Raw genomic sequence first — 25172 nt, 5'->3', positions numbered from 1 at the left:
GGGACGGAGAACGAGCATGACGGGCCGCCCGTCCCTCTTTACATTCAGACCGTACCCCGCATCGACATTGTGTAAATTGCGTAACGGTCTGTCCCGCGCGCTACCTCCGGCAACAGCACGCGGCGGCCGCTGCACCGCACCGCGCCGCCGGTCGCGCGCTGCCGGCATGCACAACTTCCGGGAGCGCCACGTTGGCGAGCACGGGTAACATGCAGTCAGCCCGAACATGGCACTCTTCCGACGATTCGCAGACGTCGATCATGTCAGCCAATCGTAAACATTCCATGCAGATAAAACGACTTCTCCCATTCGCACGCCGGCTCGCGCTGATCGCCCTGCTGCACCTGCTGCCGGTCGCCACGGCCTCCGCGTTCCCGCTCGCGGCGTCCGCGACGAGCGCGAGCGCCGTCGGCGCGCCCGTCGCGACGATCTCGCTGAACGACGCGATCTCGCAGCTGAAGCAGATGCAGGTCGAACAGGACCGCATCAAGCAACAAACGTCGGCCGCGACGAACAGCAAGGAGCTGGACGCGCTCGCCGATGCGACCCAGGAACTGAGCGCCGACGTCGCGAAACTGGCGGCTCAGCTGGGGCCGCAGCGCGCGCAGATCCAGGCGCAGCTCGACGTGCTCGGGCCGCCGCCTGCGCCGGGCGCCGCGCCCGAAACGCCGGCCGTCGCGCAGCAGCGCTCGACGCTGAACGCGCGCAAGACGCAGATCGACGCGGCGCTGAAGCAGGCCGCCGACCAGAAGGACAATCTCGCCAACCTGACCGAGCAGTTCTCGAAACTGCATCGCAGCCTGCTGAAGAACCAGCTCGCGCTGCGCTCGGGCAGCATCTTCGGCGCGCAATTCTGGGCGCCGCTCGTCGAGCATTCGCCGCGCGACGCCGTGCGGCTCGGCGCGTTCAATTCGCAGCTGCGCGACATGCTGCAGTCGGCGTGGACGCCCGGGCAGCGCGCGACGACCGCGCTGCTGCTGTTCGTCGCGCTGGCGGTCTGGCTCGTCGGCCGGCGGCTCGTCGAACGCACGCTCGCGTGGTTCTGTCTGAACCGCCTGCCCGAAACCCGCCTGCGCCGCAGCGCGCTCGCGCTGTCGACCGCGGTCGCGACGCTGCTGACCACGGGAATCGCGGTGCAGATCTTCTACGTCGCCCTGACGCGCCACTACGAACTCACGCCGGCGCTGAGCGACCTGTGGGAGCAGTTCGCGAAGCTGACGCTCACGTGCGCACTGATCGCCGGTCTCGGCCGCGCGCTGCTGTGTACGCGGCATCCGTCGTGGCGGCTGCCCGCGCTCGCCGATCCGGTCGCGCGCGCGATGCGTCCGTTCCCGGGTGTGCTGGCGGGGCTGCTGCTCGTGTCCGGCACGCTCGAATCGATCAACCGGATCGTCGACACGAGCCTGTCGGTCACGCTGTTCGGCCGTGGCATCGTGTCGCTCGTCGTCGCGCTGACGGTCGGCGCGTCGCTGCTGCGCTCGAACCGTGTGCGCAGCGCGCTCGCGGCGGCCGGCGAATCGCCCGAACAGCGCTCGACGCTCGCGGGGCTGATCCACGCCGGCGTCACGCTCGCGATCATCGCGTCGCTGGCCGCGCTCGCGATTGGCTACATCACGGTCGCGCGCTTCATCACCTACGAGCTGGTGTGGTTCGAGATCGTGCTGTGCAGCGTCTACGTACTCACGCAACTGACGCGCGACGCGTGCGCGACCCTGTTCGCCGCGCACCTGTCGAGCGGCAAGCAGATCAAGCATCTGTTCGGGCTCAGCGACAGGCATCTCGAGCAGGCGCAGACCGTGCTGTCGGGTCTCGGCACCAGCCTGCTGATGCTGTTCGCAGTGGTCGCGCTGATGACGGGCGGTTTCGGCACGACGCCCGGCGACCTGCTCGACAGCCTGCTCGCGATGCTCGGCGGCCAGCGGCTGCAGAGCCTCAACATCATGCCGGACCGGATCATGAACGCGGCGATCGGGCTCGCGGTCGGGTTCTATCTGCTGCGCGCGGTGCGGCGCTGGCTCGACAACGAGTTCATGCCGGCGCTCGGCATGGATCCCGGCATGCGCGCGTCGCTCATCACGCTGTTCACCAACGTCGGCTACGTGCTGCTCGTGCTGATGACGCTGTCGCTGCTCGGCGTCAAATGGGACAACCTCGCGTGGATCGTCAGCGCGCTGTCGGTCGGTATCGGCTTCGGCCTGCAGGAGATCGTGAAGAACTTCGTGTCGGGGCTGATCCTGCTGACCGAGCGGCCGGTGAAGGTCGGCGACATGATCAGCATCAGCGGCGTGGAAGGCGACATCCGCCGGATCAGCGTGCGCGCGACCGAGATCCAGTTGAGCGACCGCTCGACCATGATCGTGCCCAACTCGCAGCTGATCTCGCAGAACGTGCGCAACGTGACGATGGGCAACAGCACGCAGGGCGTCGCGACGCTGATGCTGACGTTCCCGCTGAATACGGACCCCGAACAGGTGCGCGACCTGCTGCTCGATGCCTATCGCGACCATCCGACGATTCTGGACAAGCCCGCGCCGTCGGTGACGTTCAGCCAGCTCACGCCGGACGGCATCACGCTGAGCGTGACGGGTTACGTCGCGAGCCCGCGGATCACGGCGTCGACGAAGAGCGACCTGCTGTTCGAGATCCTGAAGCGGCTGCGCGCGGCGTCGATCACGCTGTCGAGTCCGCAGATGCTGATGGTGCAGAACATGCCGGCGGAGGATGCGTACGAAGCGGGAGGCTAATGGACGTTTGGGCTCGAAGGTCTGCAAAGTGCTCGAACTGCCGCATGCGCGCTCGATCCGATTCCGGCCTGAGCGGCGCTGTATGCTGCGCCGTCGTCCGCCTTGCGGGCTACCGTATTGCCCATCGCCCCATGATGCCTGCGCTGGCGAACAGACGGAGCCGCGCCGATTCCCAGTCGGCGAGCGCGCGCACGCGCTCCTGACGTGCCTCGGAAAAGGCCGCTTGCGCCGCAAGCAGCTCAAGGATATCCCCGGCTCCGAGCGCGTAACGATTGTGTGCCGAAGCCAGCGCCGTTTCAGCGGCAACCAACAGCTGTGCGGATGCATCCAGATTGCCGATGGCGGTCTCGGCGTCCGCATGCGCTTTCAGCACCTCACGCAGAATCTGCTGTTGCGTGTCGAGCAGTTGCGCTTGTGCCTGTTCGGCCTGAGCCTGCGCCCCACGAATCCGATACGTCCGCGAAAAGCCTTCGAAGAACGGAATGGTCAGGGTCAGACCGATGCTCGTCTGTGTCGAACGTAGTGACTGCAATCCCTGATTCGGATAACCGTTCCGGGAAAACGTGCCACTCAAGTCCAGCGTCGGCAGGCCTTCCGACCGCGCTGTCGTCACCTTCGCCTTCGCGGCCTCCCATTGAGCGCGCGCGGCCGTGATTTCCGGGTGAGACCGTTCCGCCTCGCGAAGCCAGTCACCCAGTTCGCGCAACGCATCCGTCGCAACCGGCGCCGCTGCCTCCGTCACGTCGATCCGCGTGCCGGCCGGCAGCCCCATCGCATAAACGAGTTCCGCGCGAGCCCGAGCCACGTCGCCACCAGCCCGCCTCGCAGCCAACCTCGCCTTCGCCAGCGCCGTTTCCGCCTGCAGCGCGTCGCTGCGCGCCGCGACGCCTTTGGTCAGACGCTGACGCGATGCAAGCAACGTAGATTCGGCAAGACCCGCAGACTCGGTACGCGCTGCAAAGGCAGCTTGCGCGTTCTGAACATCGAAATAACTTCCGATGACATCCGCCACGACTTTCTGCATCGCGGCGTCGTGGCTCGCCAACGCGGCCGTCAACAGCTGCTGCGCCGCGCCCCGGTTCGCGGCCCGCCCACCGAAATCGAGCAGTCGCCAGTTCATGCTTGCATTCGACGTGGTCCCGGTGCCACGGCTATTCATCGACGGCGCCTGCGGATAACGGCTGTGCGCGGCGAGCCAGTTCACCGATCCATTGAGCGTGGGAAGCCACGCCGACCTCGCCTCACCCAACGCCGCGGCCTGAATCTTGATCGACGCCCAGGCGACCCGGATTCGCGGGTTGTGACACATTGCATGGTCCACCGCATCGCCAAGCGTCAATGGCCGCACCAGATTGACGGACGGCGGGCAAACGGCGGGGACGTCGTCTCCCGGGAGCCCTGCCCCCGTGTCCAGCACTGGCGGCCGAGTCAGCAATGGATCGGTCAATACATCCGGAACACCCGCCGCGTGAGCCTTGCAGGCGATCAAAGCGAGCAGTACGTCACGCATCCGTCGGCGGCATCTGAACCGACTCAGGATCCTAGCGCTCACGCAAACTCTCCCGGCTGTGCTGCAGCAGCGGCGACAGCACGTATTCGATCACACGGCGCATACCGGTCTTGATCTCGACGCTGCCCGACATCCCGGGAGACAGCCTGATCTCACGGCCGTCCACGAGCAGCGTGGCACGATCGAGCGTCACCTTGACCGCATAAATCAACCCCTTCTTCTCGTCCTCAATCGCATCGCGCGATACATGACTGACGGTCGCCGGCACGGTCCCGTACTTCGTGTACTCGAATGCATCGATCTTCACGCTTGCCGGCTGCCCCTCCTTGATGAAGCCCACATCCCGGTTTTCGATGAACGCCTCCATCTCCACTGCGGTCTCCCGAGGCACGATCTGCATCAGCGGCTGCGCGGCCGGCACCGCCGTGCCAACGGTATGCACCGCAAGCTGCTGCACGGTGCCGTCGACTGGCGCGGTCAGTTGCAACAGCTCGCCGTGTGCCTCTGCCCGGCGCACATCCTGTGCGGACGCGTCCACGACTCGCTGCGCGTCGTTCTGCGCGTCCTGTGCATTTCTGCGCGTTTCTGCCACCAGCGCCGCGCGTTGGTGACGTGCGTCGGCCAATTGCCCTTCGGTGTCGATCCGCTGCTGCTCGGCCTCGATCCACGCGTGTTCGGCAACATCATGCGTTTTCAGGAGTTCGGCGTAGTCCCTCGCCCGACGTGCGGCGAGCGGGAGCGCTTGACTGTAGCGACGAACTTCGCCATCGAACCGATCACGCCGCGCGACAAAATCACGCCACTGACCCATCAGGTGACGCTCGGCTTCACGCAGACGCTCTGTCGGCGCCCCTTCGATACCGGACAGGCGGGGTTGCCGCCCCGTTTCGATCGCCTCGATCAGGGCCCGAGCCCGCGCAACCTGCAATGCCGCGTTCATCCGATCGCCATCCGCCTTCTGACGCTCCGCGTCGATGACGCGCGTATCGAGATCGATCAGCGCGTCGCCGGCCTTCACCGTCTGGCCGTCACGCACGTGCAGCGCCCGCACGCTCGCCACCTCCACCACCGCCAGCGTCTTGGTGCGCGAGGACGGGATGATCTTGCCGCTGCCATTGACGATGATGTCGATCTTGCCCAAACACGCCCACGCGACCAGCGTCACGACCAGCAGCATCAGAATGCGGGCGACCCACCGTCCCATCGGCGACACGGGAGCGGCCTGCACGGCCAAGGCTGCCGGCAGAAATTCGGCCTCGTGCGCGTCGAACCTCGGCAGTGTCATTCGATGGCGGCGTTCCCAGCAATGAAGCCAGATGTCCCGGTAACGTCCGAACAGTTCGCGCCAAGCCTGTATCAGTTGCCTCGCACTCACGCGCATGCTCCGGATACGTCACGACCGTCCTGCTGCAATGCATGCAAACGTGCATAGATGCCACCCGGAATCTGCAGCAACGCCTCGTGCGAGCCGCTCTCCGCAATCTGCCCGCGTTCCATCACGAGAATCCGGTTTGCGTCGCGCACCGCCGAAAGGCGATGCGCAATGACAATGACTGTGCGGCGCTCACAGATGCGGCGCATGTTCGCTTGAATGATGGCTTCGGATTCGTAGTCGAGCGCGCTGGTCGCCTCGTCGAAGATCAGGATGCGCGGATCCGTCATCAGTGCCCGTGCGATCGCGATGCGCTGGCGCTGTCCGCCCGAGAGTCCCGTGCCATGCTCGCCCACCAATGTGTCGTACCCTTCGGGAAGCTCACAGATGAATTCGTGGGCGCCGGCCAGTTTTGCCGCCTCGATCACAGCCTCGATCGAGGCTGTCGGTCGGGCCAGGGCGATGTTGTCCCGTACCGAACGGTTGAACAGCGTGTTTTCCTGAAGGACGACACCGATCTGCTGCCTCAGGCTTGCCGTATCGATCACGGCGAGGTCCTGCCCGTCGACCAGCACCCGGCCGCGATCCGGCACATACAGACGCTGCACCAGTTTTGTCAGCGTGCTCTTGCCCGAACCCGAACGCCCCACGATGCCGATCACTTCACCGGCGGCGATCCTGACGGAGACATGCCGGATCACATCGCTCGCATCCGGCCTGTACCGGAAAGACACCTGGTCGAACTCGACGGTGCCCGAAAGGCGCGGCAGCCGCGTCTTCTTGCCGGCGATTTCGGGGACCGCATTCAGGATGTCGCCGAGCCGCCCCATCGAAATTCCGACCTGCTGGAAGTCGTTCCAAAGCTGCGCCAGACGCAGAATCGGGCTCGATACTTGTCCGGCCAGCATGTTGAATGCGATGAGCTCGCCCACGGTCAACCTGCTGTCGATGACGAGCGTCGCCCCCAACCACATGATCGACGCTGTCACCAGCTTGCTGATCAATGTCACGCCGCCGCTTGCGATCGTGGCGACGTTGGTCGTCGACAGGCCGGCGCTCACGTAGGCGGCCAGTTGCCGGTCCCACCGCTCCGTCCAGCGCGGCTCCAGCGCCAACGCCTTGACCGTGTCGATGCCGCTGATCGTCTCCACGAGGAATGCCTGATTCTCGGCACCCTTGTTGAACTTCTCGTTCAGGCGCCGCCGGATGACTGGCGTCAATGCAAAGGACAGCAAGACGTACAGCGGAATCGAGACGACGACGATCAGGGTCAGCCACGCGCTGTACCAGAGCATCACGCCCAGAAAGATGATGGAGAAGGCCAGGTCCATCACCAGGGTTACCGCATTGCCGGTCAGAAAGGCGCGAATGTTCTCCAGCTCGCGAATGCGCGCAACCGAATCGCCGACACGGCGCGCCTGGAACCAGGCCAGAGGCAGCGCCAGCAGATGACGAAAAAGTCGCGCTCCGAGTTCGACGTCGATCTTGCTGCTCGTGTGAGCAAACACCCAGGTTCGGATGCCGGTGAGCGCCGCTTCGAACAGCGTTGCGCAGATGAGCCCGACCGCGATCACGTTCAACGTCTTCATTGCGTGATTGACCAGTACCTTGTCCATTACGACCTGGAAGAACAGCGGCGTGGCGAGGCCAATCAACTGCAGTACCAATGAAATCAGGACGACCTCGCCGAGCAGCTTCCGGTAGGTCACGATTGCCGGGATGAACCAACTGAAGTCGAATCGCGCGAGCGCACCGGCAATGCTGCTTCTGCTCGTGAAATAGACGAGTTCGCCGGTCCAGATCGCAAGCAGCTGGTCTCGCGTCAGCACTTTCGGGGGGGCGCCGGGGATCTGAATAAGCGCGCGAGGCGCCCGCGAACCGTCGCCGGCCTGATAATGCCCGACAAGAAAATAACCGCCGCCGTCTTTCGACTGTGCGACCGCCGGCAACGGCGCACGATCGAGCCGCGTCGGATCCTGCCGAACGGCCCGTGCCGTCAGGCCGAGCGAGCGGGCAGCTCGCAGGATCGTGCGAGTATCGAAACGGTCGAAGCCGAATTCGTGCCGCAAGGCGGCCTCGTCGGCAGCGATGCCGTGCAGGCTGGCCATCGCCAGCACGACCGCCAGACCGGAATCGGCCTCCTGCGTCGCGCGCGGCGCGGCAGGCCGCGAAGTTTGGCTGTCCATAGGGAGAAGAAACTGCGAGAAGAGTGTGCTACAGCATGCAAAGGAGCGCTTCGCGCCAGACAAGATGTCTGGCCGAAGCGCTTCCGATAACAGGTATTACCGCCAGTTGGCGGCCAGCGTCGGTGCGAGTGCCTTTTGGTAATCCAGCGGCAGCGTCACGGCACCGGCTGCCGGCGGCGCCCAGCCCGCCATCGCCTGCACCAGATTCTCGACATCGGAATTCACGAGTGTCCGTCCATCGGCCGTCCGGATCTGCTCGATCTGATGCTGAGCCCCGCGGTACCAATCCTGGACCCAGGCAGTATCGCCGGTACCCAGAATGCTGATTTCGAGATCATTCCCGACATGACGGAACCACAATTGATCCGTGGATACGCCGCTGCCGATACTGATCACATCGCTGTTGCCGACCGTGACGTCCTCGTCCCGAATCGTGTCGCGCCCCGAACCGCGGCCAAAGCGGTACGTGTCGTTGCCCAATCCGCCCACCAGAATGTCATTGCCTGCGCCGCCGTCGAGCACGTTGTTGCCCCGATTGCCGACGATCGTGTTGTCGAGCGCGTTGCCGGTGCCGTTGATGTCCTCGTTCCACAATTTCAATGCCTCGGCTGTATAGATTGCATAGGCATTCGGCACATTGGCAGCCGACCTGAACTCCTGAAGGCTCACGTAGCGAGTCATGTCGCTGACGCGCCGACGGCCCGAGTCGGCGATATAGAAGCCCTTCAGCGTACCGTCGGCCTCTCCGTACACCGCGCCGGTCACGGTCACGACGTGGTTGACCCCACCGTTGTCGAGATAGGCACCGTCTTCCCAGAATCGACCGGCATTCAGCGCGAGAATCACGCCGCGACCACTACGAATCAGGTTGGCGATTGCATGCTCGTCATACCCGGCAAGCAAATTGTTCGCGATGCCGTAGCTGCCGAGAAGCGCTTGTTGCTGGATGTAGTTCGACCCGCCTCGCTGGTAATCAGTCGCAGTCGGACTGGTAACAGCCCACTGGTTTTCGATCGCGCGTCTCACCACCTCCCCCTCGGTCGTCGGCGTCCCCGTCTGCGTGAGCAGATTGGCGATCGATGTCAAGGCGCAAGTGCCCTGGAACGTCGGAATCGCATCGCCCTGCATGTAATCCAGTTCGTTGGCCTTCGGGTAGCCGTATACCAGAACTGCTGCGTCATCGACGAGACCTTTTTCAGGCTTGCCGAAATCCAGCAGGTTCAGATTCTCGACGTGGTCACCCAGCACATAGCTGATCCTGCTCTGCACGGTGTCGATTCCTTCTCCCGCGAATTCCACGACCCGGTCGCCAACGTTGTCGACATAGTAGGTATCGTTGCCTTTGCCTCCGATCATCGTATCGGCGCCGGTCACGCCATCCAGGATGTTGTCCGCGCTGTTGCCGACAATCCGGTTGTCGAGCGCATTGCCGGTGCCGTTGATGTTGAATCCTTCGACGAGGCGCAGTTCCTCGATGTTCGCGTTGAGAATGTAATTCGCGCTGCTGATGACTGTGTCGTAGCCTTCGTTCGCGTATTCGAGAATCACGTCGTTGACGGTGTTGACGATATAGGTGTCGTTCCCCTGCCCGCCTTCCATGTGGTCCGCGCCTGCGCCGCCGTCGAGATAATCGTCTCCCAGACCGCCGATCAGCGTGTCCCTGCCGTCGCCACCGTAGAGATAATCGTCATCAGACTCGCCGGGACCCAGCGTCCGCTTCGCCTCGTTGTCGCCGGTGAAACCCACCAGCAGATCGTCGCCCGCGCCGCCATACAGAATGTCGTTCCCGACCTGGCCGAAGAGGCGGTCGTTGCCGTCGCCGCCATAGAGCCGGTCGTTGCCGTCCCCGCCCTGAAGTTCATCGTTGCCCGCCTCGCCGTAGAGCAGATCGTTGCCGAGGCCGCCCAGAATCAGATCGTTTCCTGCCCCGCCGTAGATCGTGTCGTCATCGGATTCCCACGCTGCCAAAGACTGCTTCGCCTCATTGCTGCCGGTAAAGCCGACAAGAATGTCGTCGCCATCTCCGCCCCAGATCGTGTCGTTGCCCGCGCCGCCGAAGATCTTGTCGTTGCCTGATTCGCCGGAAAGCATGTCGTGGCCGTTGCCGCCATTCAACTCGTCGTTGCCCGCGCCACCAAAGAGTCTGTCGTCACCGTCTCCACCGTCGAGGAAGTCATCGTCGTTGCCGCCGTCGAGGTAGTCGTTGCCGAGTCCGCCGTATAGCGAATCGTTACCGTTGCCCCCATACAGCGTGTCATTATCGGATTCGCCGAATGCGAGCCACTGCTTCGCGTCATTGCTGGCCGTGAAGCCGACCAGCACGTCGTCGCCGTCGCCGCCCCAGATCACGTCGTCGCCTGCCTCGCCGAAGATCCGGTCATGGCCCGCCTCGCCGAACAGCCGGTCGTTGCCTTCGTTGCCGTGCAATTCGTCATTGCCCGTGCCGCCGAACACGATGTCGTTCCCATGGCCACCGAAAACGAGATCCGCACCGTCGCCGCCGTCCATGTAGTCGTTGCCCAAACCGCCCCACATCCGGTCATTGCCGGCGCCGCCGTACATGATGTCGTCATCCGTTTCGCCTGGCGCGAGCGATTGCTTGCTTTCGTTCGAGGCGGTAAAACCCATCATGATGTCGTCGCCATCGCCGCCATTCATGATGTCGTTGCCGGCTTGGCCGAAGAGTTTGTCGTTGCCCGTGCCGCCATCGAGCACGTCGTTTCCGTCACCGCCGTTCAGTTCGTCGTCGCCTTCCTCGCCGTACAGCCTGTCGTCACCGGCGTACCCGAAGAGGACATCGTTGCCGGTTCCACCCCACAGGTTGTCGTTGCGCGTGCTGCCGCCCATCGTGTCGTCGCCGTCGCCGGCAAGGAAGTTCACGAGCAGGCTGCTGTTGATCCAGTGGCCGTATGCTGCGTAATAGCTCGCGTCGAACACATCGTTGCCGTCGGTTCCGATGAGATAGGAGCGATTCTTGTTGTTGACCTTGATCTGGCTGGACTGAAAGAAGATGAATTGCTCGGCACCGGTCACGTAGATGTTGTCGCTATCGCGCAGGTTGCGATAGTTCGAGAACGGCACCGCCGGTGCGACGTAAATCCTGCCGGGCTGGCCAGCCGCTTCGTTACCCTTCGCCGGTGTGGCAACCGGCGCTGCAGCATAGCGGCTGTTTCCGCGAGTCAGGATGTCGTAGTCGATCGCGCGGATTTCGGAGACGCCTGCCTGGGCGAGAGTCCGGAATTCGCCAGCGTCGGCGATGCCGTCTTCATTGGCATCGATCCACACCTGCAGACCATTCAATTCCGCCCCCGAAAGCTTGCCGTCGCGATTCGCGTCCATCGCATTCAGTATCCCGGTATTCAGGCCCTGTCGATGCGCATTGAGCAGCACCGGGGTCTTGCTGGCGATCGATACGGCTGTGTCGAGGTTCTGGCTCTTCGCTTCGTAGAATGCGCCGATCGGGTTGTACCAGCCGGACGGCATCGTGAATCCGTAGTCGTTGCGGCCACCGTAGGTCAGGGTTTGCGAAATGACCTGACTCAGGTTCAGGTAGCTCGCGCCGCTCAGCAATCCCGTCGCGCGATACCGCGACAGCAGGCTGTCGGCAAAGATTGCATCGCGTGCGTTCGACAGGTCGTAGCGCTGGCCGTTGTTCACCACGAAATTGCGATCGGCGATGCCGTCGCCGTTGGTGTCTTCGCGGACTATGCTTGCGCCATCGCCGACGCGTGTTTCTTTTTTGATGTTATCGAATATGCCGTCACCGTTGGTGTCGGCTTTTGTGATCGTGCCAGATTGTCCTATGTACTGGACGGTACGGCCGCCCTTTCCGTTGGGCGTGGTGATCTGGATTGAATACCCTTCCCACCGGTCTCCAACCGCGATGTATCCTGGCTCAAACCCCGGCGGGTAATTCTCGAGCGACAGAGTCGACATTTTTATCTCGACACCATTGCTGTACCTTGTGATCTTCCAGTCTCCATCGGTACGAATACTTGCCACAGTCACACCAGACGATGGCACTCCCATCAGCCGGTCGATAGTGCGCGACACTTCATCACGAAAAAGCGGGCTGTTGTCTGCGGTCAGGCCAAGGACGTTCGGTGCAATATATTCCTCCCAAGCACCTTTAGCTAGGGCTCCAACAAACATACCCCCCCCACGGCGGCTACGCCCACCGTAAAGGCCGAAATAGATGCAGGTAGAAGAACGGTGGCCACGGCCGCGCCGACAATACCGCCCAATATTCCAACGGCGGTGTCGATTACTTCATAGGATGACGCGCTCGGATTTTTGACAACCCATATCAATTGAACGGCAGAAATAATACCGCCTAATTTCCCCCCAATAGCAGACATCCGTTTCGCAGATGTACCGGCCTCCTGAGCAATCTCCAAAAACGAGCGCATCTTGCCCAATTCCGCTCGCATAGTTTCGACTCGCGCAATTACTTGAGCATCGAGTCGACTACGATCAACACTATCGAGCGCCTTGACCGCGCCAACACTTAGTGAGTCGAGATTTTTCCACATAGTTCGGGCATATTCAGCGCGCGCCGCCGCGTCAGTGGACAACTTTGCAGAGCTTTCTGCGACTCCTTCCAATTGGGTAGCAATATTTTGCAAGGCTACCCTCACCCCCTCACCAGACGCCCCCAACGCATCCCATTCATCGAGCTCATACCAAGCCATATCTCACCCTCTATCAATAAGAAATACGCAGCGCAACAAAGAAAGCATCGCCACAACGCCTGCAACAAAGCAAATTATCAAATATCCACCTGCAAACAATGGCCCAACCATTCCGAGCCAGAATTTCGATTGCCCAACCGACATAAAATTCCAATCAAAATACTGACCTCGAAAAATCAATAGAAACACACTCCCAGATACAAACAAAAATGCAACCAGGAATGCTGAAATTTTCCTTTTCCATGAATAATTCAAGTACCCAAGAGCTATCCTCTCCCTCTCTGCATAACAAAGGCGAAATGCCTCAAAAATCCTGAGAGGTGTAGCGGCCAACATCAGAGCGAAATAGAGTGCAGTTACTTCAGGAAACCGGGATTTCTCGATTGCCTTAGGTAGCAACGAAAATATTTCCCCGATACTGACCACAATTGTCTTCAGCACAGGCCAACGCGTCAGCGCGTCATCCGGTGCAAACCATGCAATCAGTGCACCTGCCAGATGCAACACCATGAGCGCCGGACTCCTGCGATAGAGCTCGAACAAGAAACTAAAGATATTTCGTGGCCCTTTGCCATCGCCCCCCTCCGTCAATAGCGGCCTACAATGCGGCTTAGCCCCTTCCCGCTCGTTATCACAAGCACGCCATCTTGGCTCACGCCCCCACTCCATATGGATACCTAATCAATATTTCAAAGTGTTATCAAATCGAAACCACGAATCACACTACCCACTGACAAGACGCAATGCCACGAAGATATAGAAAGAATTGAAAGAAAACAAGCAAACCATTTATTTTCATACTCATACGAAAAACCCCAATCAATTACGTACCTGTCCTATCGTGAATTCCCCGGACATTTCCAACGACTCCAAACGCTTGGAGACACCATCTGATCCGCCTTGCGAATCCGAAGGCCCCTCTGGCTGGTTCGTTCGAAGAACAAAAAAGCCGGCACATGGCCGGCTTTTCCGCTAAAGCTATAAACGTCGTATTGTCAGTCGCAGTAAGCGATCAGCACACAATACACGTCCGCAAACGACGCTCACGCATCAAACATCAAACTTCACCCCCTGCGCCAGCGGCAGCTCCCGACTGTAGTTGATCGTGTTCGTCGCGCGGCGCATGTACGCCTTCCACGAATCCGAACCCGACTCGCGCCCGCCGCCCGTTTCCTTCTCGCCGCCGAACGCGCCGCCGATCTCCGCGCCGCTCGTGCCGATGTTCACGTTGACGATCCCGCAGTCGCTGCCCGCTGCCGACATGAACTGCTCGGCTTCGCGCATGTCGTTCGTGAAGATCGCCGACGACAGGCCTTGCGGCACCGCGTTGTGCACGTCGATCGCGTCCGCGAAGTCGTCATACACCATCACGTACAGGATCGGCGCGAACGTCTCGCGCTCGACGACTGCCGTTTGCGCCGGCATCCGGACGATGGCCGGACGCACGTAGTACGCATCCGCATGACCGACGTCGATACGCTCGCCGCCCTTCACTTCGCCGCCCTGCTCGCGCGCGTCGGCGAGTGCCTTCTGCATCGCGTCGAACGATGCGCGATCGACGAGCGGCCCGACCAGCGTGCCCGCTTCGAGCGGACTGCCGACCTTCACCGACGCATAGGCCTTCTCGAGGCGCGGCAGCAGCTGGTCGACGACGCTGCGATGGACGATCAGGCGGCGCAGCGTCGTGCAGCGCTGGCCTGCGGTGCCGACCGCGGCGAACGTGACCGCGCGCACGACGAGGTCGAGATCCGCGCTCGGCGCGACGATCATCCCGTTGTTGCCGCCGAGTTCGAGGATGCCGCGCGCGAGACGCTGGCTCAGCACCTTCGCGACTTCCGTGCCCATCCGCACGCTGCCCGTCGCGCTGACGATCGGCACCTTCTTCGACGACGTCAGCACCTCGCCGACATCGCGCATGCCGAGCACGAGCTGGCTCAGGCCTTCAGGCGCGACGCCCGGATGCGTCTTGTCGAACTCGCGCAGCGCCTTGCCGAGCAGCACGTGGCACGCGATCGCGGTGAGCGGGGTTTTCTCCGACGGCTTCCAGACGACCGGATCGCCGCACACGAACGCGAGCGCCGCATTCCACGCCCACACCGCGACCGGGAAGTTGAACGCGGAAATCACGCCGCACACGCCGGCCGGATGCCACGTCTCCATCATCCGGTGGCCCGGGCGCTCGGATGCGATCGTCAGGCCGTAAAGCTGGCGCGACAGGCCGACCGCGAAATCGCAGATGTCGATCATTTCCTGCACTTCGCCGAGCCCTTCCGACGTGATCTTGCCGGCCTCGAGCGTGACCAGCCGGCCGAGCGCGTCCTTGTGCTCGCGCAGCACGTTGCCGAACACGCGCACCAATTCGCCGCGAACCGGCGCGGGCACCGTGCGCCACTTGAGGAATGCCGCGTGCGCGGCGTCGATCTTGCGCTCTGCATCGGCGGGGCTGTCGACGGCCAGCGTCGCCAGCGTCGCGCCGTCGAGCGGCGAGCGCGCGGTCAGCGCATTGCCTTTCCACTGGGCGAGATCGACGTCGAGCGCGGCGAGAATGTCGTTGAATTGCATCACTTCCTCTTCAGGGACAGATTGATCGGTGCGGCGGCGACGCCGCCCTCGTGATTCGATTGGAGCGCGTTCGCGCGCCCGGTGCAAGCGGATACGCGCCCGGGCAAGCCTGCCGCTATCCGGCCATACGAGGCCACTCGGCGCCGGCCATCGCCGGTTCGCCTCTGCCGTCGCACGTGGCCTCGCCTCGCGAGCCGCGATCCATGACCAGCATTGTCGGTGTCCACAAGTCGGGCGGCTATTGATATTAACTCACGACTTCATTCCCAAAACGCATCACACCATGGAATCCGGCCTGACCCTTCGGGTTGTCGCGGCATGCGTCCAGCGCATCAAGCCCGGGCGGACGGCGCGATTGCCGCGCACACCGCGATGCGGCAGGACTTGATGATAAAGACGCATCAACTAGTTCGGAAATATCGTTTGCTGCGCACGCTTCGCCCCCACACAATCTGATCTGCGTCAAGGCGTGCGATACAGCACCCGGCGCGCCGACAGCCGCCCTGCCCGCCTCGCCGGGCACGGCCGGACCCCAGACGAAGGCGACGCGCAGGTCGGCAGGCCCCCGCACCGCGCGTCGACGCCGCCGGCAGGCGGCGGGCGGACGTGCCGCGCTTCGTCTCCCCAAAACAATCCCGGAGACAGCGCTCAGCTCCCCCATGCGTTCAGATTCCCACCCCGATTCCACGAGCCCGTCCGGCTCGCAAGCTTCGAAGCCTGCCCTGCACCGCAGCCTGCAGGCACGCCACCTGCGCATGATCGCGATCGGCGGCTCGATCGGCACCGGCCTGTTCGTCGCGTCCGGCGCGTCGATCTCGCAAGCCGGCCCCGGCGGCGCGATGCTCGCGTACATGATGATCGGCCTGATGGTCTATTTCCTGATGACGAGCCTCGGCGAGATGGCCGCGTTCATGCCGGTGTCCGGTTCGTTCGCGACCTACGGCTCGAAATTCGTCGACGAAGGCTTCGGCTTCGCGATCGGCTGGAACTACTGGTACAGCTGGGCCGTCACGCTCGCGGTCGAACTGGTCGCCGGGCAGCTCGTGATGAACTACTGGTTCCCTCATGTGCCGGGCGTCTGGTGGAGCGCGCTGTTTCTCGTCCTGATCTTCGCGCTCAACGCGTTGTCGGTGCGCGGCTTCGGCGAGGCCGAGTACTGGTTCGCGCTGATCAAGGTCGTCACCGTGGTCGCATTCGTCGGCGTCGGCCTGCTGATGATCTTCGGCATCATGCACGGCGGGCCGCGCGCAAGCTGGAGCAACTTCACGATCGGCGACGCGCCGTTCGCGGGCGGCTGGGCCGCGATGCTCGGCGTCGCGATGATCGCGGGCTTCTCGTTCCAGGGCACCGAGATGATCGGCGTCGCGGCCGGCGAATCGGAAAACCCGCGCACCACGATCCCGCGCGCGGTGAGCCAGATCTTCTGGCGCATCCTGCTGTTCTACGTGTTCGCGATCTTCGTGATCGGCGTGCTGATTCCTTATACCGACCCGAACCTGCTGAAGAGCGACGTGACCGACATCGGCGTGAGCCCGTTCACGCTCGTGTTCCGCCACGCGGGCCTCGCGTTCGCGGCCGGCGTGATGAACGCGGTGATCCTGACCGCCGTGCTGTCGGCCGGCAACTCGGGCATGTACGCGTCGACGCGGATGCTCTACAACCTCGCGGTCGAAGGCCGCGCGCCGAAGCTGTTCGCGAAGCTGTCGCCGGGCGGCGTGCCGCTCAACGCGCTGTACGCGACCACCGCGGTCGGCGCGCTGTGTTTCCTCACGTCGCTGTACGGCGACAAGACGGTCTACCTGTGGCTGCTGAATACGTCGGGCATGGCCGGTTTCGTCACGTGGCTCGGCATCGCGATCAGCCATTACCGGTTCCGCAAGGGTTTGCTGAAGCAGGGCTACCGGCTCGACCAGCTGCCGTACCGCGCGAAGTGGTTCCCGTTCGGCCCGATCTTCGCGTTCGTGCTGTGCGCGATCGTCGCGCTGGGCCAGGACTACCAGGCGTTCCTGTCGAGCAAGATCGACTGGGCCGGCATCGCCGCGACCTACATCGGCCTGCCGTTCTTCTTCGCGATCTGGCTCGGCTACGCGCTGGTGCGCAAGTGCCGGCTGGTCCGCTACGAGGACATGGAGATCGCGCCGTGGATCCAGCGCAATGCAGCGGCCCAGGCGGCTGAAGCCCAATCCGCACCCGCGCCTGCCGCCGGCTACGCCGCGACCCCGACCCCGGGCGCCTGATTCCCGCCGCGCCGGCGGCCGCCCGTCCGAGGGCCGCCGCCGGCGCGGTTCATCCGGCATTCGACGCGGCGCGCGCGATCAGGCAAGATCGACGCGCGGCGTCCGTTTTTCCGTCGTTCATCAGTCATCGAATCACATGCAGAATTTCTACGAAGCCACCGTTACCCGCCAGCCCTATCCGCAACTGACCGGCACGATCGACACCCAGGTCTGTATCGTCGGCGGCGGCCTCGCCGGCCTGTGCACGGCGCTCGGCCTAGTCGAGCGCGGCGTGCGCGACGTCGTCGTGCTCGACGGCGAACGCGTCGGCTACGGCGCGTCGGGCCGCAACGGCGGCTTCGTGTTCGGCGGCTACAGCCTCGACAACGCCGACCTGCTGCGCACGCTCGGCCGCGAAGAAGGGCGCCGCCTGTACCGGCTGACGGTCGATGCGGTCGACCTGATCCGCTCGCGCATCGCACGCTACGGGATCGACTGCGACATCGTCGACCGCGGCGTGATGCTCGCGAACTGGTTCGACGATCCGTCCCGGCTCGACAGCCTGCGCAAGCTGATGAAGAACGAACTCGACGTCGACTGGGAGCCGGTCGCCGCGAACGCGCTGCGCGACCGGCTGAAGACCGCGCGCTACCACGGCGGCCTGTTCGAGCCGAACGCGTTCCATTTCCACCCGCTCAAGTACGTGCTCGGCGTCGCCGCGGCCGCGACGCGCGGCGGTGCGCGCATCTACGAACAGTCGGCCGCGCTCGGCATCGCCCGCGAAGGCGCCGGGTACGTCGTGCGCACGGCGCACGGCGCGGTGCGCGCGAAGGACGTCGTGTTCGCGTGCGGCGGCTACGCGCGCGGCGTGTCGCCGCGCATCGAACGCGCGGTGCTGCCGATCGCGACCTACGTGATCGCGACCGAGCCGCTCGGCGCGCGCCTGCCGGACGCGATCGACGCGCCCTATGCGATCTACGATACGCGCTTCGCGTTCGACTACTACCGTCCGCTGCAGGACACGCGGATCCTGTGGGGCGGCCGAATCTCGGTACTCGACCGCGGCCCGGACGCGATCGCTCGCCTGCTCAAGCGCGACCTCGTGCGCGTGTATCCGCAGCTCGCGGACGTGAAGGTCGAATACGCATGGGGCGGGCTGATGAGCTATGCGCGGCACAAGATGCCGCAGATCGGCCGCGACGCCGACGGCGTGTGGCACGCGATCGCGTTCGGCGGCCACGGGATGGCGCCGACCACGGTCGCCGGCGAAACGCTCGCGGCCGCGCTGGCCGGCGAGCGGCCGGTGCCGGCAGGCTTCGCCGAGTTCGGCCTGACGCGCACGTTCGGGCTCGCGGGCCTTGCCGCCGCGCAGCTCACGTACACCGCATACCAGGCCCGCGATGCGATCGCGGCATACCGCAACTGAACGCCCGCGCGGCGCCCCGCCGGGTGCCGCGCGATGTGCTCCGGCTAGAACGAAAGGTCGGCGAAACGCAGGCGGGACGGGGTTTTCCACATGCTAGAATGCCCTGTCCAAGCCGCCGCAAAGCCACAAAAAACGCCACATGAAATCTGGAAGCAGGACCGCCTCGTCCGATAACCGCGCGCTTCCGTCCGATGCGCGGCGCAAATACGATCCCGAGCAGACCAAGCGCAACATCCTCGACGTTGCCACGCAGGAGTTTTCCGCGATGGGCCTCGCCGGTGCGCGCGTCGACGCCATCGCCGAACGCACCAACACGACGAAGCGGATGCTCTATTACTACTTCGAAAGCAAGGAAGGCCTGTACGAGGCCGTGCTGGAGAAGGTGTACGGCGACATCCGCGCGCTCGAGCTGGAACTGCACGTCGGCGACATGGAGCCGCGCGAAGGAATGCGCCGCCTCGTCGAGTTCACGTTCGACTACCACGACAAGCATCGCGATTTTGTCCGTCTCGTGTCGATCGAGAACATCCACGGCGCGAAGTATCTCGAACAGCTGAAGTCGTTCAAGAACCGCAACGTCAGCATCATCAAGACGCTCGAGGAACTGCTCGAGCGCGGCGCGGCAAGCGGCGCGTTCCGCCAGGACGTCGATGCGTTCGACCTGCACCTGCTGATCAGCTCGTTCTGCTTCCATCGCGTGTCGAACCGCTACACGTTCGGCGCCGCGTTCGGCCGTGATCCGTCGGCGCCGCGCCTGCGCGCACGGCACCGCGACACGATCGCCGAGGCCGTGCTGCGCTACGTCGCCGCATAACGCCCGTTCCGCCCGTTCCCCTTCCGAGCGCATCGTGCGGACTGCCGGAAGGCGTCCGCACCGCGACGATCGCCTTGAGCGTGACAGCCGGCGGCACGCGCCGCCGGAACGAAGCGAATACCGCCAGCACGCGCGCAATGCGCATCGCGCAGGCGATCCGCAACGTGCGCGACCGCCTTCCGGATGCCGATGTGCGTCAGTTCGTCGGAGCCGCCGCCAGCGCGATCCTCGCCTTCTCTTCCGGGCTCCCCGCCACGAAATACTTCTTCGCCCAGCTCGAATCCGGCGCCAGCGCGAGTTGCGGGTGCGCCGACGCGCCGCCTTGCTTCTTCGCATCGATCGACAGCGCCCGCGCGCGATAGTGCTCGTACAGCCGCAGGAATTCCGCCAGATAGATCGCGGCGATCCGCGAATCGCGAATCTCGAGCAGGTTCTCGTCGTTGAATTGCTCGGAGTTGCGGCTCATGTTCGCCGATCCGCTGTAGACGATCGGGTTCGCGCCTTCCGCGTCGATCACGATGAACTTGTGATGGATCACGACCGGCGGATACGCGGGCGCCGGCTCGCCCGGGAACAGCCGCAACTCCGGCTCGAAACCTTGCGGCACCGTCGCCGGCGAGAAGTATTGCGCGTCGATCACGTCGCGGTGGTCGCGGCTGCGGTGGTACAGCTCGAGGTTCGCGAGCGTCGCCGCATCGAGCGCCTGGCCGTTCTGCTGTTCCGTCTCGGCCTTCGTCGCGCTGCCTATGTTGATCTTGTTGACGAGCCCGAACATCATCAGACCGCGGTCGCCCGCCGCGAAGCATGCGTCGCGCAACGCGGCGTCGGTCGGCATGAACAGGCAGAACGAGACCGAATGCTTCGCCGCCGCGATCGCCGCGACGATCGTGTCGATCTGCGTGCGCTGCCCGGCCGGCTCCGGCGAGAACGACACGCGCAGCTGCGCGGTGCCGACCGTCAGCGGCTCCGACCAGCCCGGCGACAGCCGTGCCGTCTCGGCGACCGGCGGATTTGCGGCCAGCGCCCGCGCGCGGTCGTTGTACAGCGCGGCGAGCGCGGGCGAATCGAACGTGTGCAGCACGTTCGCCTGCTCGGTCAGGCCTTCGGTCGTGAAGTTCGCCGAGCCCGTCAGCACGCGCGCGGGTACGGCGTTCGCCGGCGCGTCCGTCACGATGAACTTGTCGTGCATGATGTGCGTCTTGTCGCGCGGCGCGAGCGTCACCAGCCCCTGCAGCGCGTCGACGGCCGGCTGGTTCGGCGACGGCAGCGGCGGCTGGCCCTTGCGCGGCGTCACGTGCGCGTCGTAGACGATCGCGAGCGCCGCCTCGCCGTGCGCATGGCCGAACGCCTCGAACGCGGGCAGCGCCCACCGCGTGTCGGTCAGGTGATAGACGGCCGACACCGCGCGCGACGCGGGATCCAGCATCTGCGCGAACACCTGTTCCATGTCGTTCGCGAGCCACGTGCGCAGCTTCAGCGCCTGCTCGGCGCTCGGCGCCGCACCGGGCGCGAGCTGCAGCGCCGCGACCTGCTTCGCGAACGCCTGCGAGCTGACCACCGCGCGGTTGAACCACGTGCCGACACCGTCCTCGACATGTGCGGGCAGCACGACGTCGCACGTGCCGGCTTCCGCATCGAGCACCTGCAGGCTCGCGGGCGTGCCGACGACCGGATAGACGTCATAGCGGAACCCGGCGCCGCGATCCTGCGGGTCGATCCGCGCGTCCCACCACATGAATTTCTGGATCGGCGCCTGGTCGGTCGGCGCGTCGCCCTGCGTGTCGGCGGCCGGGCCATCGAACGTCAGGCGATTCGGCAACCAGCTGTAGGGCGCGCGCGTCTTGCCGTCCGCCGACCAGAACCCGGGCGTGCGTTTGATCGCGAACCCGAGGAAATCGGGTCGCGCCTGCGCGCCGGGCCAGTCGAAGGCCAGCAACACCAGGGTCGGGGAAAGATAGCTGCGCACGCTGACAGACATCGGCATTCTCCGTGGCTCAACGGCCGGTCAAGATCGAATGGACCAGTGTCCTCGGCGGTCTTTCACGCAGGATGACGGTTCGATGAACCTTGCGTGTCGCGCGTGCGTCAGCCGCACACGATCAGCTCGATGCCGCGCGCGGTCAGTGCGCGGCGCACGGCCTTGTCCGGCGCGCGCTCGGTCACGAGACAGCGCGCCGCGTCGGTGCCGTTGATCCGCACCGGCGTCACGCGGCCGAATTTCGAATGATCGGCAACGACGACCGCCATCGCAGCCGCGGCGATCATCCGGCTGCGCACTTCGGCCGCGAGCCGCGAGTAGTCGGTGAACTCGGCGTCGGCCGTGATGCCGCCCGCGCCGACGAACGCGAAATCGACGTGGTATTGCGCAAGCTGCTGGATCGTGTCGAGGCCGAACGTCGCGTCCTCGTCGTCGGACAGCTCGCCGCCGAGCAGCGTCACGCGATTGCCGTTGCGGCGCGCGAGCACGAACGCGGTGCGCCAGTCGTTCGTGTAGACCGACAGACGGTGCTTGTCGGCAAGCGCGAGCGCCACCGCATGCGGCGTGCTGCCGGAATCGATCAGCACCGATGCGCCGTCTGGCACGAACTCGGCCGCGCGCCGCCCGATCATGCGCTTCGCGTCGGCATTCGCGGCCTCGCGCTCGGACAGGCTCGGCTCGCGGCGGTCCGCGGCCAGCGCGCCGCCGTGCGTCATCACGAGCAGGCCACGCGCGGCGAGCGCGTTCAGGTCGCGCCGCACCGTCTCGCGCGACACGTCGAGCGAACGTACCAGTTCCGCGACCGACAGCGCGCCCGATCGTCCGAGTTCCGACAGAATGAATTGATGACGTTGTTCCGCCAGCATCTCGTTACACGCCCGAGGCGACAAGTAAATGGGGAGCGTGCCATTGTATTACGACGATTTGACCGGCGTTTGACGGTTGGGTGTCGGGCGCTCGATGGATGGCAACCGGAAATCGGCAACCGGAAATCGGAAATCGGAAATCGGCAGCGGACAGCAGGAGGCAGGTAGCAGGTAGCAGGTAGCAGGTAGCAGGTAGCGAAATTCTGTATTGCCGGAAGCGAGCGAATCGCAGCGGTGCGGATTGCTACACTTTGCGCTTCACCGAACGACAGACCATCCAGGGGACTTGCGCAATGTATCGCAAAGGCATAGTGCTCGAAATCCAGTTTCCGCCCGAACGACTCAACGACGCCGCCGGCGATCCGTACTGGATCGACCTCACGCTCGACGAAGCCCGCCGTCTCCATCAGCAGCTCGCCGCGCGCTTCGCGAACGAAACGAGCGCGAACCAGCCGCTCGACACCTTCTCCATCGACTGATCCCCCAATCCGCCCGCTTCGTGCCGCGTGGGCGATTGCAGGATTCGACAAGACACCTGCGCCGCGGCGCCGGATACTGCCGGACTTCGTGATTCCGTCCGGCCGTGTCCCGGCCCGCTTCGCATGCTCAACTCGATAGTCGCGGCAGCCTTCGTCGCGCTCTGGTCCACCGGCTTCATCGTTGCGCGGGCAATCAAGCCCTACGCCGATCCGAACCTGTTCCTGCTCGCGCGCTTCGCGGGCACCGCCGTGCTGTTCGGCGCGGTCGCGCTCGCGGCGCGCGCGCCGTGGCCCGCGCGCCGCGAATGGCCGCGCCACCTGATTGCCGGTGCGCTGTTGCAGGGCGTGTACCTCGGCGCCAGCTACTGGGCGGTCGCGCAAGGACTGAATGCCGGCGTGATGGCGCTGCTCGGCGCGCTGCAGCCGCTTGCAACCGCGGTGCTCGCGGTGCCGCTGTTCAACGAGCGGCTGTCCGCGCGCGGATGGCTCGGGATGACGCTCGGGCTCGCCGGCGTCGCGCTCGTGCTTGCCCCGAAGGTGATGGGGGGTGTCGCGCCGCCGCCGGGCGCCGCGCCGGCATGGCTCGTCGTCGCGGTGTCGGTGCTGTCGGTCGGATCGATCACCGCCGGCTCGCTCTATCAGAAGGGCCGGCTCGCGCAGAGCGACCTGCGCACGGCCGTCGCCGTGCAGAACTTCGGCGCCGCGATCGTCGCGGCCGTGTTCGCGGCGCTGCTGCACGAGACGCGCTGGATTGGCGCACCGGCGCTGTGGGTGTCGCTCGTCTGGGGTGTCGTGTTCCTGTCCGGCGGCGCGGTCACGATGCTGATGTGGATGCTCCGGCGCGGCAACGCGGCGCGTGCGACGTCGCTGCTGTTCCTCGCACCGCCGCTCGCCGCGCTGCAGGGTTACATGCTGTTCGGCGAAACGCTCGCGGCCGTCCAGCTCGCGGGGTTCGCAGTTGCACTGGCAGGCGTCGTGCTCGCGCGGCGATAGGCGAGTCGGTCAGTCCGCCGCCCTGCCGATCCGCCGGTCCGCCGATCCACCGATCCACCGATCCACCGATCCACCGATCCACCGGTCCACCGATCCACCGATCCACCGATCCACCGACTCACCGACTCACCGACTCACCGACTCACCGACTCACCGACTCACCGACTCACCGATTCACCGATTCACCGATTCACCGACTCACCGATTCACCGACCTGCCGATCCACCGTGTCCCCCGTGCAACGTGCCCCCCGGCATCATGCCCCCGGCGCGGCACGGCGCCGCGAATGCGCTTATGATGAGCGCCTCGCATTTCGACCCGGGACTCTCCCATGACAGCCGCCGATTACGCCAGCCGCCAACGCGCAATCATTGCCGAACTGAACGTCGCCCCGCACTTCGACGCCGATGCCGAGATCGCGCGTCGCGTCGAATTCCTGGCCAATTACCTGCGCTCGACCGGACTGCAGACCTATGTGCTCGGGATCAGCGGCGGCGTCGATTCGTCGACGGCGGGCCGGCTCGCTCAGCTCGCGGTCGAACGCCTGCGCACAGAGGGTTATGACGCGCGCTTCATCGCCATGCGCTTGCCGAACGGCGTGCAAAACGACGAAGTCGATGCGCAGCGCGCGCTCGCGTTCGTGCGCGCCGACGAGGAGCTGACGGTCAACGTGAAGCCGGCCGCCGAAGCGATGCTCGGCGCGCTGGCCGCGTCCGGCCACGCGTTCGAAACCCCGGCCCAGCAGGACTTCGTGCACGGCAACATCAAGGCGCGCGAGCGCATGATCGCGCAGTACGCGGTTGCGGGCGCGCGGCGCGGGATCGTGATCGGCACCGATCACGCGGCCGAATCGCTGATGGGGTTCTTCACGAAATTCGGCGACGGCGGCGCGGACGTGCTGCCGCTCGCGGGCCTGAACAAGCGCCGCGTGCGCGCGGTGGCCCGCGCGCTGGGCGGCGAGGAGACGATCGTGATGAAGGTGCCGACCGCCGATCTCGAGGAGCTGCGTCCGCTGCGCCCCGACGAGCACGCATACGGCGTCACCTACGACGAGATTGACGACTTCCTCGAGGGCAAGCCCGTCAGCGACCACGTGTACGAAACGGTGCTGCGCTTCCATCACGGCTCGCGACACAAGCGCGCGCTGCCTTACACGCCGTTCGACTGGCCCGAGCAGCGCGGCTGACGGCGCGCCCGGGCGCATCTCGCGGCAGGCGGCGACCGCCCACGGCATGACGGATCGCCCGCCTGCCGTCGGCCGCCGCCATCAACCGCAGCGCGCCGGCGGACCGCTGCCGGCGCGCGCCGCCGCACGCGGCCACGGCCGAACGCGCA

16 protein-coding genes are annotated in these 25172 nt (G+C 64.8%); 7 read left to right on the top strand and 9 right to left on the bottom strand.

From position 1 onward, the window contains the following. Positions 1-284: 284 nt before the first annotated feature. Positions 285-2744: a DUF3772 domain-containing protein gene (locus ACV229_RS37195; protein ID WP_448088043.1), complete on the top strand. Its 2460-nt coding sequence runs from the start codon at positions 285-287 to the stop codon at positions 2742-2744. Positions 2745-2853: 109 nt separating this feature from the next. Here the strand turns inward: ACV229_RS37195 and ACV229_RS37190 are convergent, their stop codons facing one another. From ACV229_RS37190 to amaB, 7 genes are all read right to left on the bottom strand, one after another. Continuing rightward, the gene (locus ACV229_RS37190; protein ID WP_448088042.1) at positions 2854-4254 is read right to left on the bottom strand and encodes a TolC family protein; all 1401 of its coding nucleotides are present in this window, start codon (positions 4252-4254) and stop codon (positions 2854-2856) included. A 31-nt stretch (positions 4255-4285) separates the two neighbouring features. Next, a complete protein-coding gene (locus ACV229_RS37185) occupies positions 4286-5635 on the bottom strand; it encodes an HlyD family type I secretion periplasmic adaptor subunit (RefSeq protein ID WP_448088041.1) in 1350 nt (449 codons plus the stop codon). Then, positions 5626-7812 carry a type I secretion system permease/ATPase gene (locus ACV229_RS37180; protein ID WP_448088040.1) on the bottom strand — a complete coding sequence of 729 codons (2187 nt, stop codon included), beginning with the start codon at positions 7810-7812 and terminating at the stop codon, positions 5626-5628. Before ACV229_RS37180 ends, ACV229_RS37185 begins: the two co-directional genes overlap by 10 nt. 96 nt (positions 7813-7908) lie before the next feature. After that, entirely contained in the window at positions 7909-11748 is a 3840-nt protein-coding gene (locus tag ACV229_RS37175; protein ID WP_448088039.1) for a calcium-binding protein, read from the bottom strand. Positions 11749-11945: 197 nt separating this feature from the next. After that, complete coding sequence (locus ACV229_RS37170; RefSeq protein WP_448088038.1) at positions 11946-12503, bottom strand: hypothetical protein; 558 nt, start codon at positions 12501-12503, stop codon at positions 11946-11948. Positions 12504-12506: 3 nt separating this feature from the next. Next, on the bottom strand, positions 12507-13013 hold the full coding sequence (locus ACV229_RS37165) for a hypothetical protein (protein ID WP_448088037.1): 507 nt from the start codon (positions 13011-13013) through the stop codon (positions 12507-12509). A 540-nt stretch (positions 13014-13553) separates the two neighbouring features. Then, on the bottom strand, positions 13554-15065 hold the full coding sequence (gene amaB, locus ACV229_RS37160; protein WP_448088036.1) for an L-piperidine-6-carboxylate dehydrogenase: 1512 nt from the start codon (positions 15063-15065) through the stop codon (positions 13554-13556). Between the two features lie 659 nt (positions 15066-15724). Here amaB and ACV229_RS37155 point away from each other — a divergent pair. From ACV229_RS37155 to ACV229_RS37145, 3 genes are all read left to right on the top strand, one after another. Continuing rightward, on the top strand, positions 15725-17302 hold the full coding sequence (locus ACV229_RS37155; RefSeq protein ID WP_448088035.1) for an amino acid permease: 1578 nt from the start codon (positions 15725-15727) through the stop codon (positions 17300-17302). Positions 17303-17438: 136 nt separating this feature from the next. Continuing rightward, entirely contained in the window at positions 17439-18707 is a 1269-nt protein-coding gene (locus tag ACV229_RS37150; protein WP_448088034.1) for an NAD(P)/FAD-dependent oxidoreductase, read from the top strand. A 139-nt stretch (positions 18708-18846) separates the two neighbouring features. Beyond that, positions 18847-19521: a TetR family transcriptional regulator gene (locus tag ACV229_RS37145; protein WP_448088033.1), complete on the top strand. Its 675-nt coding sequence runs from the start codon at positions 18847-18849 to the stop codon at positions 19519-19521. Between the two features lie 196 nt (positions 19522-19717). On the opposite strand, the gene ACV229_RS37140 is transcribed toward ACV229_RS37145, so the two are convergent. Then, positions 19718-21499 carry a phospholipase D-like domain-containing protein gene (locus tag ACV229_RS37140; RefSeq protein WP_448088032.1) on the bottom strand — a complete coding sequence of 594 codons (1782 nt, stop codon included), beginning with the start codon at positions 21497-21499 and terminating at the stop codon, positions 19718-19720. Positions 21500-21606: 107 nt separating this feature from the next. Next, complete coding sequence (locus ACV229_RS37135; RefSeq protein WP_448088031.1) at positions 21607-22365, bottom strand: DeoR/GlpR family DNA-binding transcription regulator; 759 nt, start codon at positions 22363-22365, stop codon at positions 21607-21609. Positions 22366-22658: 293 nt separating this feature from the next. Between ACV229_RS37135 and ACV229_RS37130 the strand changes: the two genes are divergently transcribed. From ACV229_RS37130 to nadE, 3 genes are all read left to right on the top strand, one after another. Next, a complete protein-coding gene (locus ACV229_RS37130) occupies positions 22659-22844 on the top strand; it encodes a hypothetical protein (protein ID WP_076482052.1) in 186 nt (61 codons plus the stop codon). 123 nt (positions 22845-22967) lie between these two features. Next, complete coding sequence (locus ACV229_RS37125) at positions 22968-23837, top strand: DMT family transporter (protein WP_448088030.1); 870 nt, start codon at positions 22968-22970, stop codon at positions 23835-23837. A 331-nt stretch (positions 23838-24168) separates the two neighbouring features. After that, entirely contained in the window at positions 24169-25023 is an 855-nt protein-coding gene (nadE, locus tag ACV229_RS37120) for an ammonia-dependent NAD(+) synthetase (protein ID WP_448088029.1), read from the top strand. Positions 25024-25172 lie beyond the last annotated feature (149 nt).

The sequence above is a fragment of the Burkholderia sp. MR1-5-21 genome, from assembly GCF_053427715.1.
Note: the sequence above shows the minus strand (reverse complement) of the source record. Positions and strands in the feature narration are given on the sequence as shown.

Bases quoted from the DNA above. Each gene is read 5' to 3' on its own strand.
- ACV229_RS37195 (WP_448088043.1), top strand. From the start codon at position 285: ATGCAGATAAAACGACTTCTCCCATTCGCACGCCGGCTCGCGCTGATC.
- ACV229_RS37190 (WP_448088042.1), bottom strand. From the start codon at position 4,254: ATGCGTGACGTACTGCTCGCTTTGATCGCCTGCAAGGCTCACGCGGCG.
- ACV229_RS37185 (WP_448088041.1), bottom strand. From the start codon at position 5,635: ATGCGCGTGAGTGCGAGGCAACTGATACAGGCTTGGCGCGAACTGTTC.
- ACV229_RS37180 (WP_448088040.1), bottom strand. From the start codon at position 7,812: ATGGACAGCCAAACTTCGCGGCCTGCCGCGCCGCGCGCGACGCAGGAG.
- ACV229_RS37175 (WP_448088039.1), bottom strand. From the start codon at position 11,748: ATGTCGACTCTGTCGCTCGAGAATTACCCGCCGGGGTTTGAGCCAGGA.
- ACV229_RS37170 (WP_448088038.1), bottom strand. From the start codon at position 12,503: ATGGCTTGGTATGAGCTCGATGAATGGGATGCGTTGGGGGCGTCTGGT.
- ACV229_RS37165 (WP_448088037.1), bottom strand. From the start codon at position 13,013: ATGGTGTTGCATCTGGCAGGTGCACTGATTGCATGGTTTGCACCGGAT.
- amaB (WP_448088036.1), bottom strand. From the start codon at position 15,065: ATGCAATTCAACGACATTCTCGCCGCGCTCGACGTCGATCTCGCCCAG.
- ACV229_RS37155 (WP_448088035.1), top strand. From the start codon at position 15,725: ATGCGTTCAGATTCCCACCCCGATTCCACGAGCCCGTCCGGCTCGCAA.
- ACV229_RS37150 (WP_448088034.1), top strand. From the start codon at position 17,439: ATGCAGAATTTCTACGAAGCCACCGTTACCCGCCAGCCCTATCCGCAA.
- ACV229_RS37145 (WP_448088033.1), top strand. From the start codon at position 18,847: ATGAAATCTGGAAGCAGGACCGCCTCGTCCGATAACCGCGCGCTTCCG.
- ACV229_RS37140 (WP_448088032.1), bottom strand. From the start codon at position 21,499: ATGTCTGTCAGCGTGCGCAGCTATCTTTCCCCGACCCTGGTGTTGCTG.
- ACV229_RS37135 (WP_448088031.1), bottom strand. From the start codon at position 22,365: ATGCTGGCGGAACAACGTCATCAATTCATTCTGTCGGAACTCGGACGA.
- ACV229_RS37130 (WP_076482052.1), top strand. From the start codon at position 22,659: ATGTATCGCAAAGGCATAGTGCTCGAAATCCAGTTTCCGCCCGAACGA.
- ACV229_RS37125 (WP_448088030.1), top strand. From the start codon at position 22,968: ATGCTCAACTCGATAGTCGCGGCAGCCTTCGTCGCGCTCTGGTCCACC.
- nadE (WP_448088029.1), top strand. From the start codon at position 24,169: ATGACAGCCGCCGATTACGCCAGCCGCCAACGCGCAATCATTGCCGAA.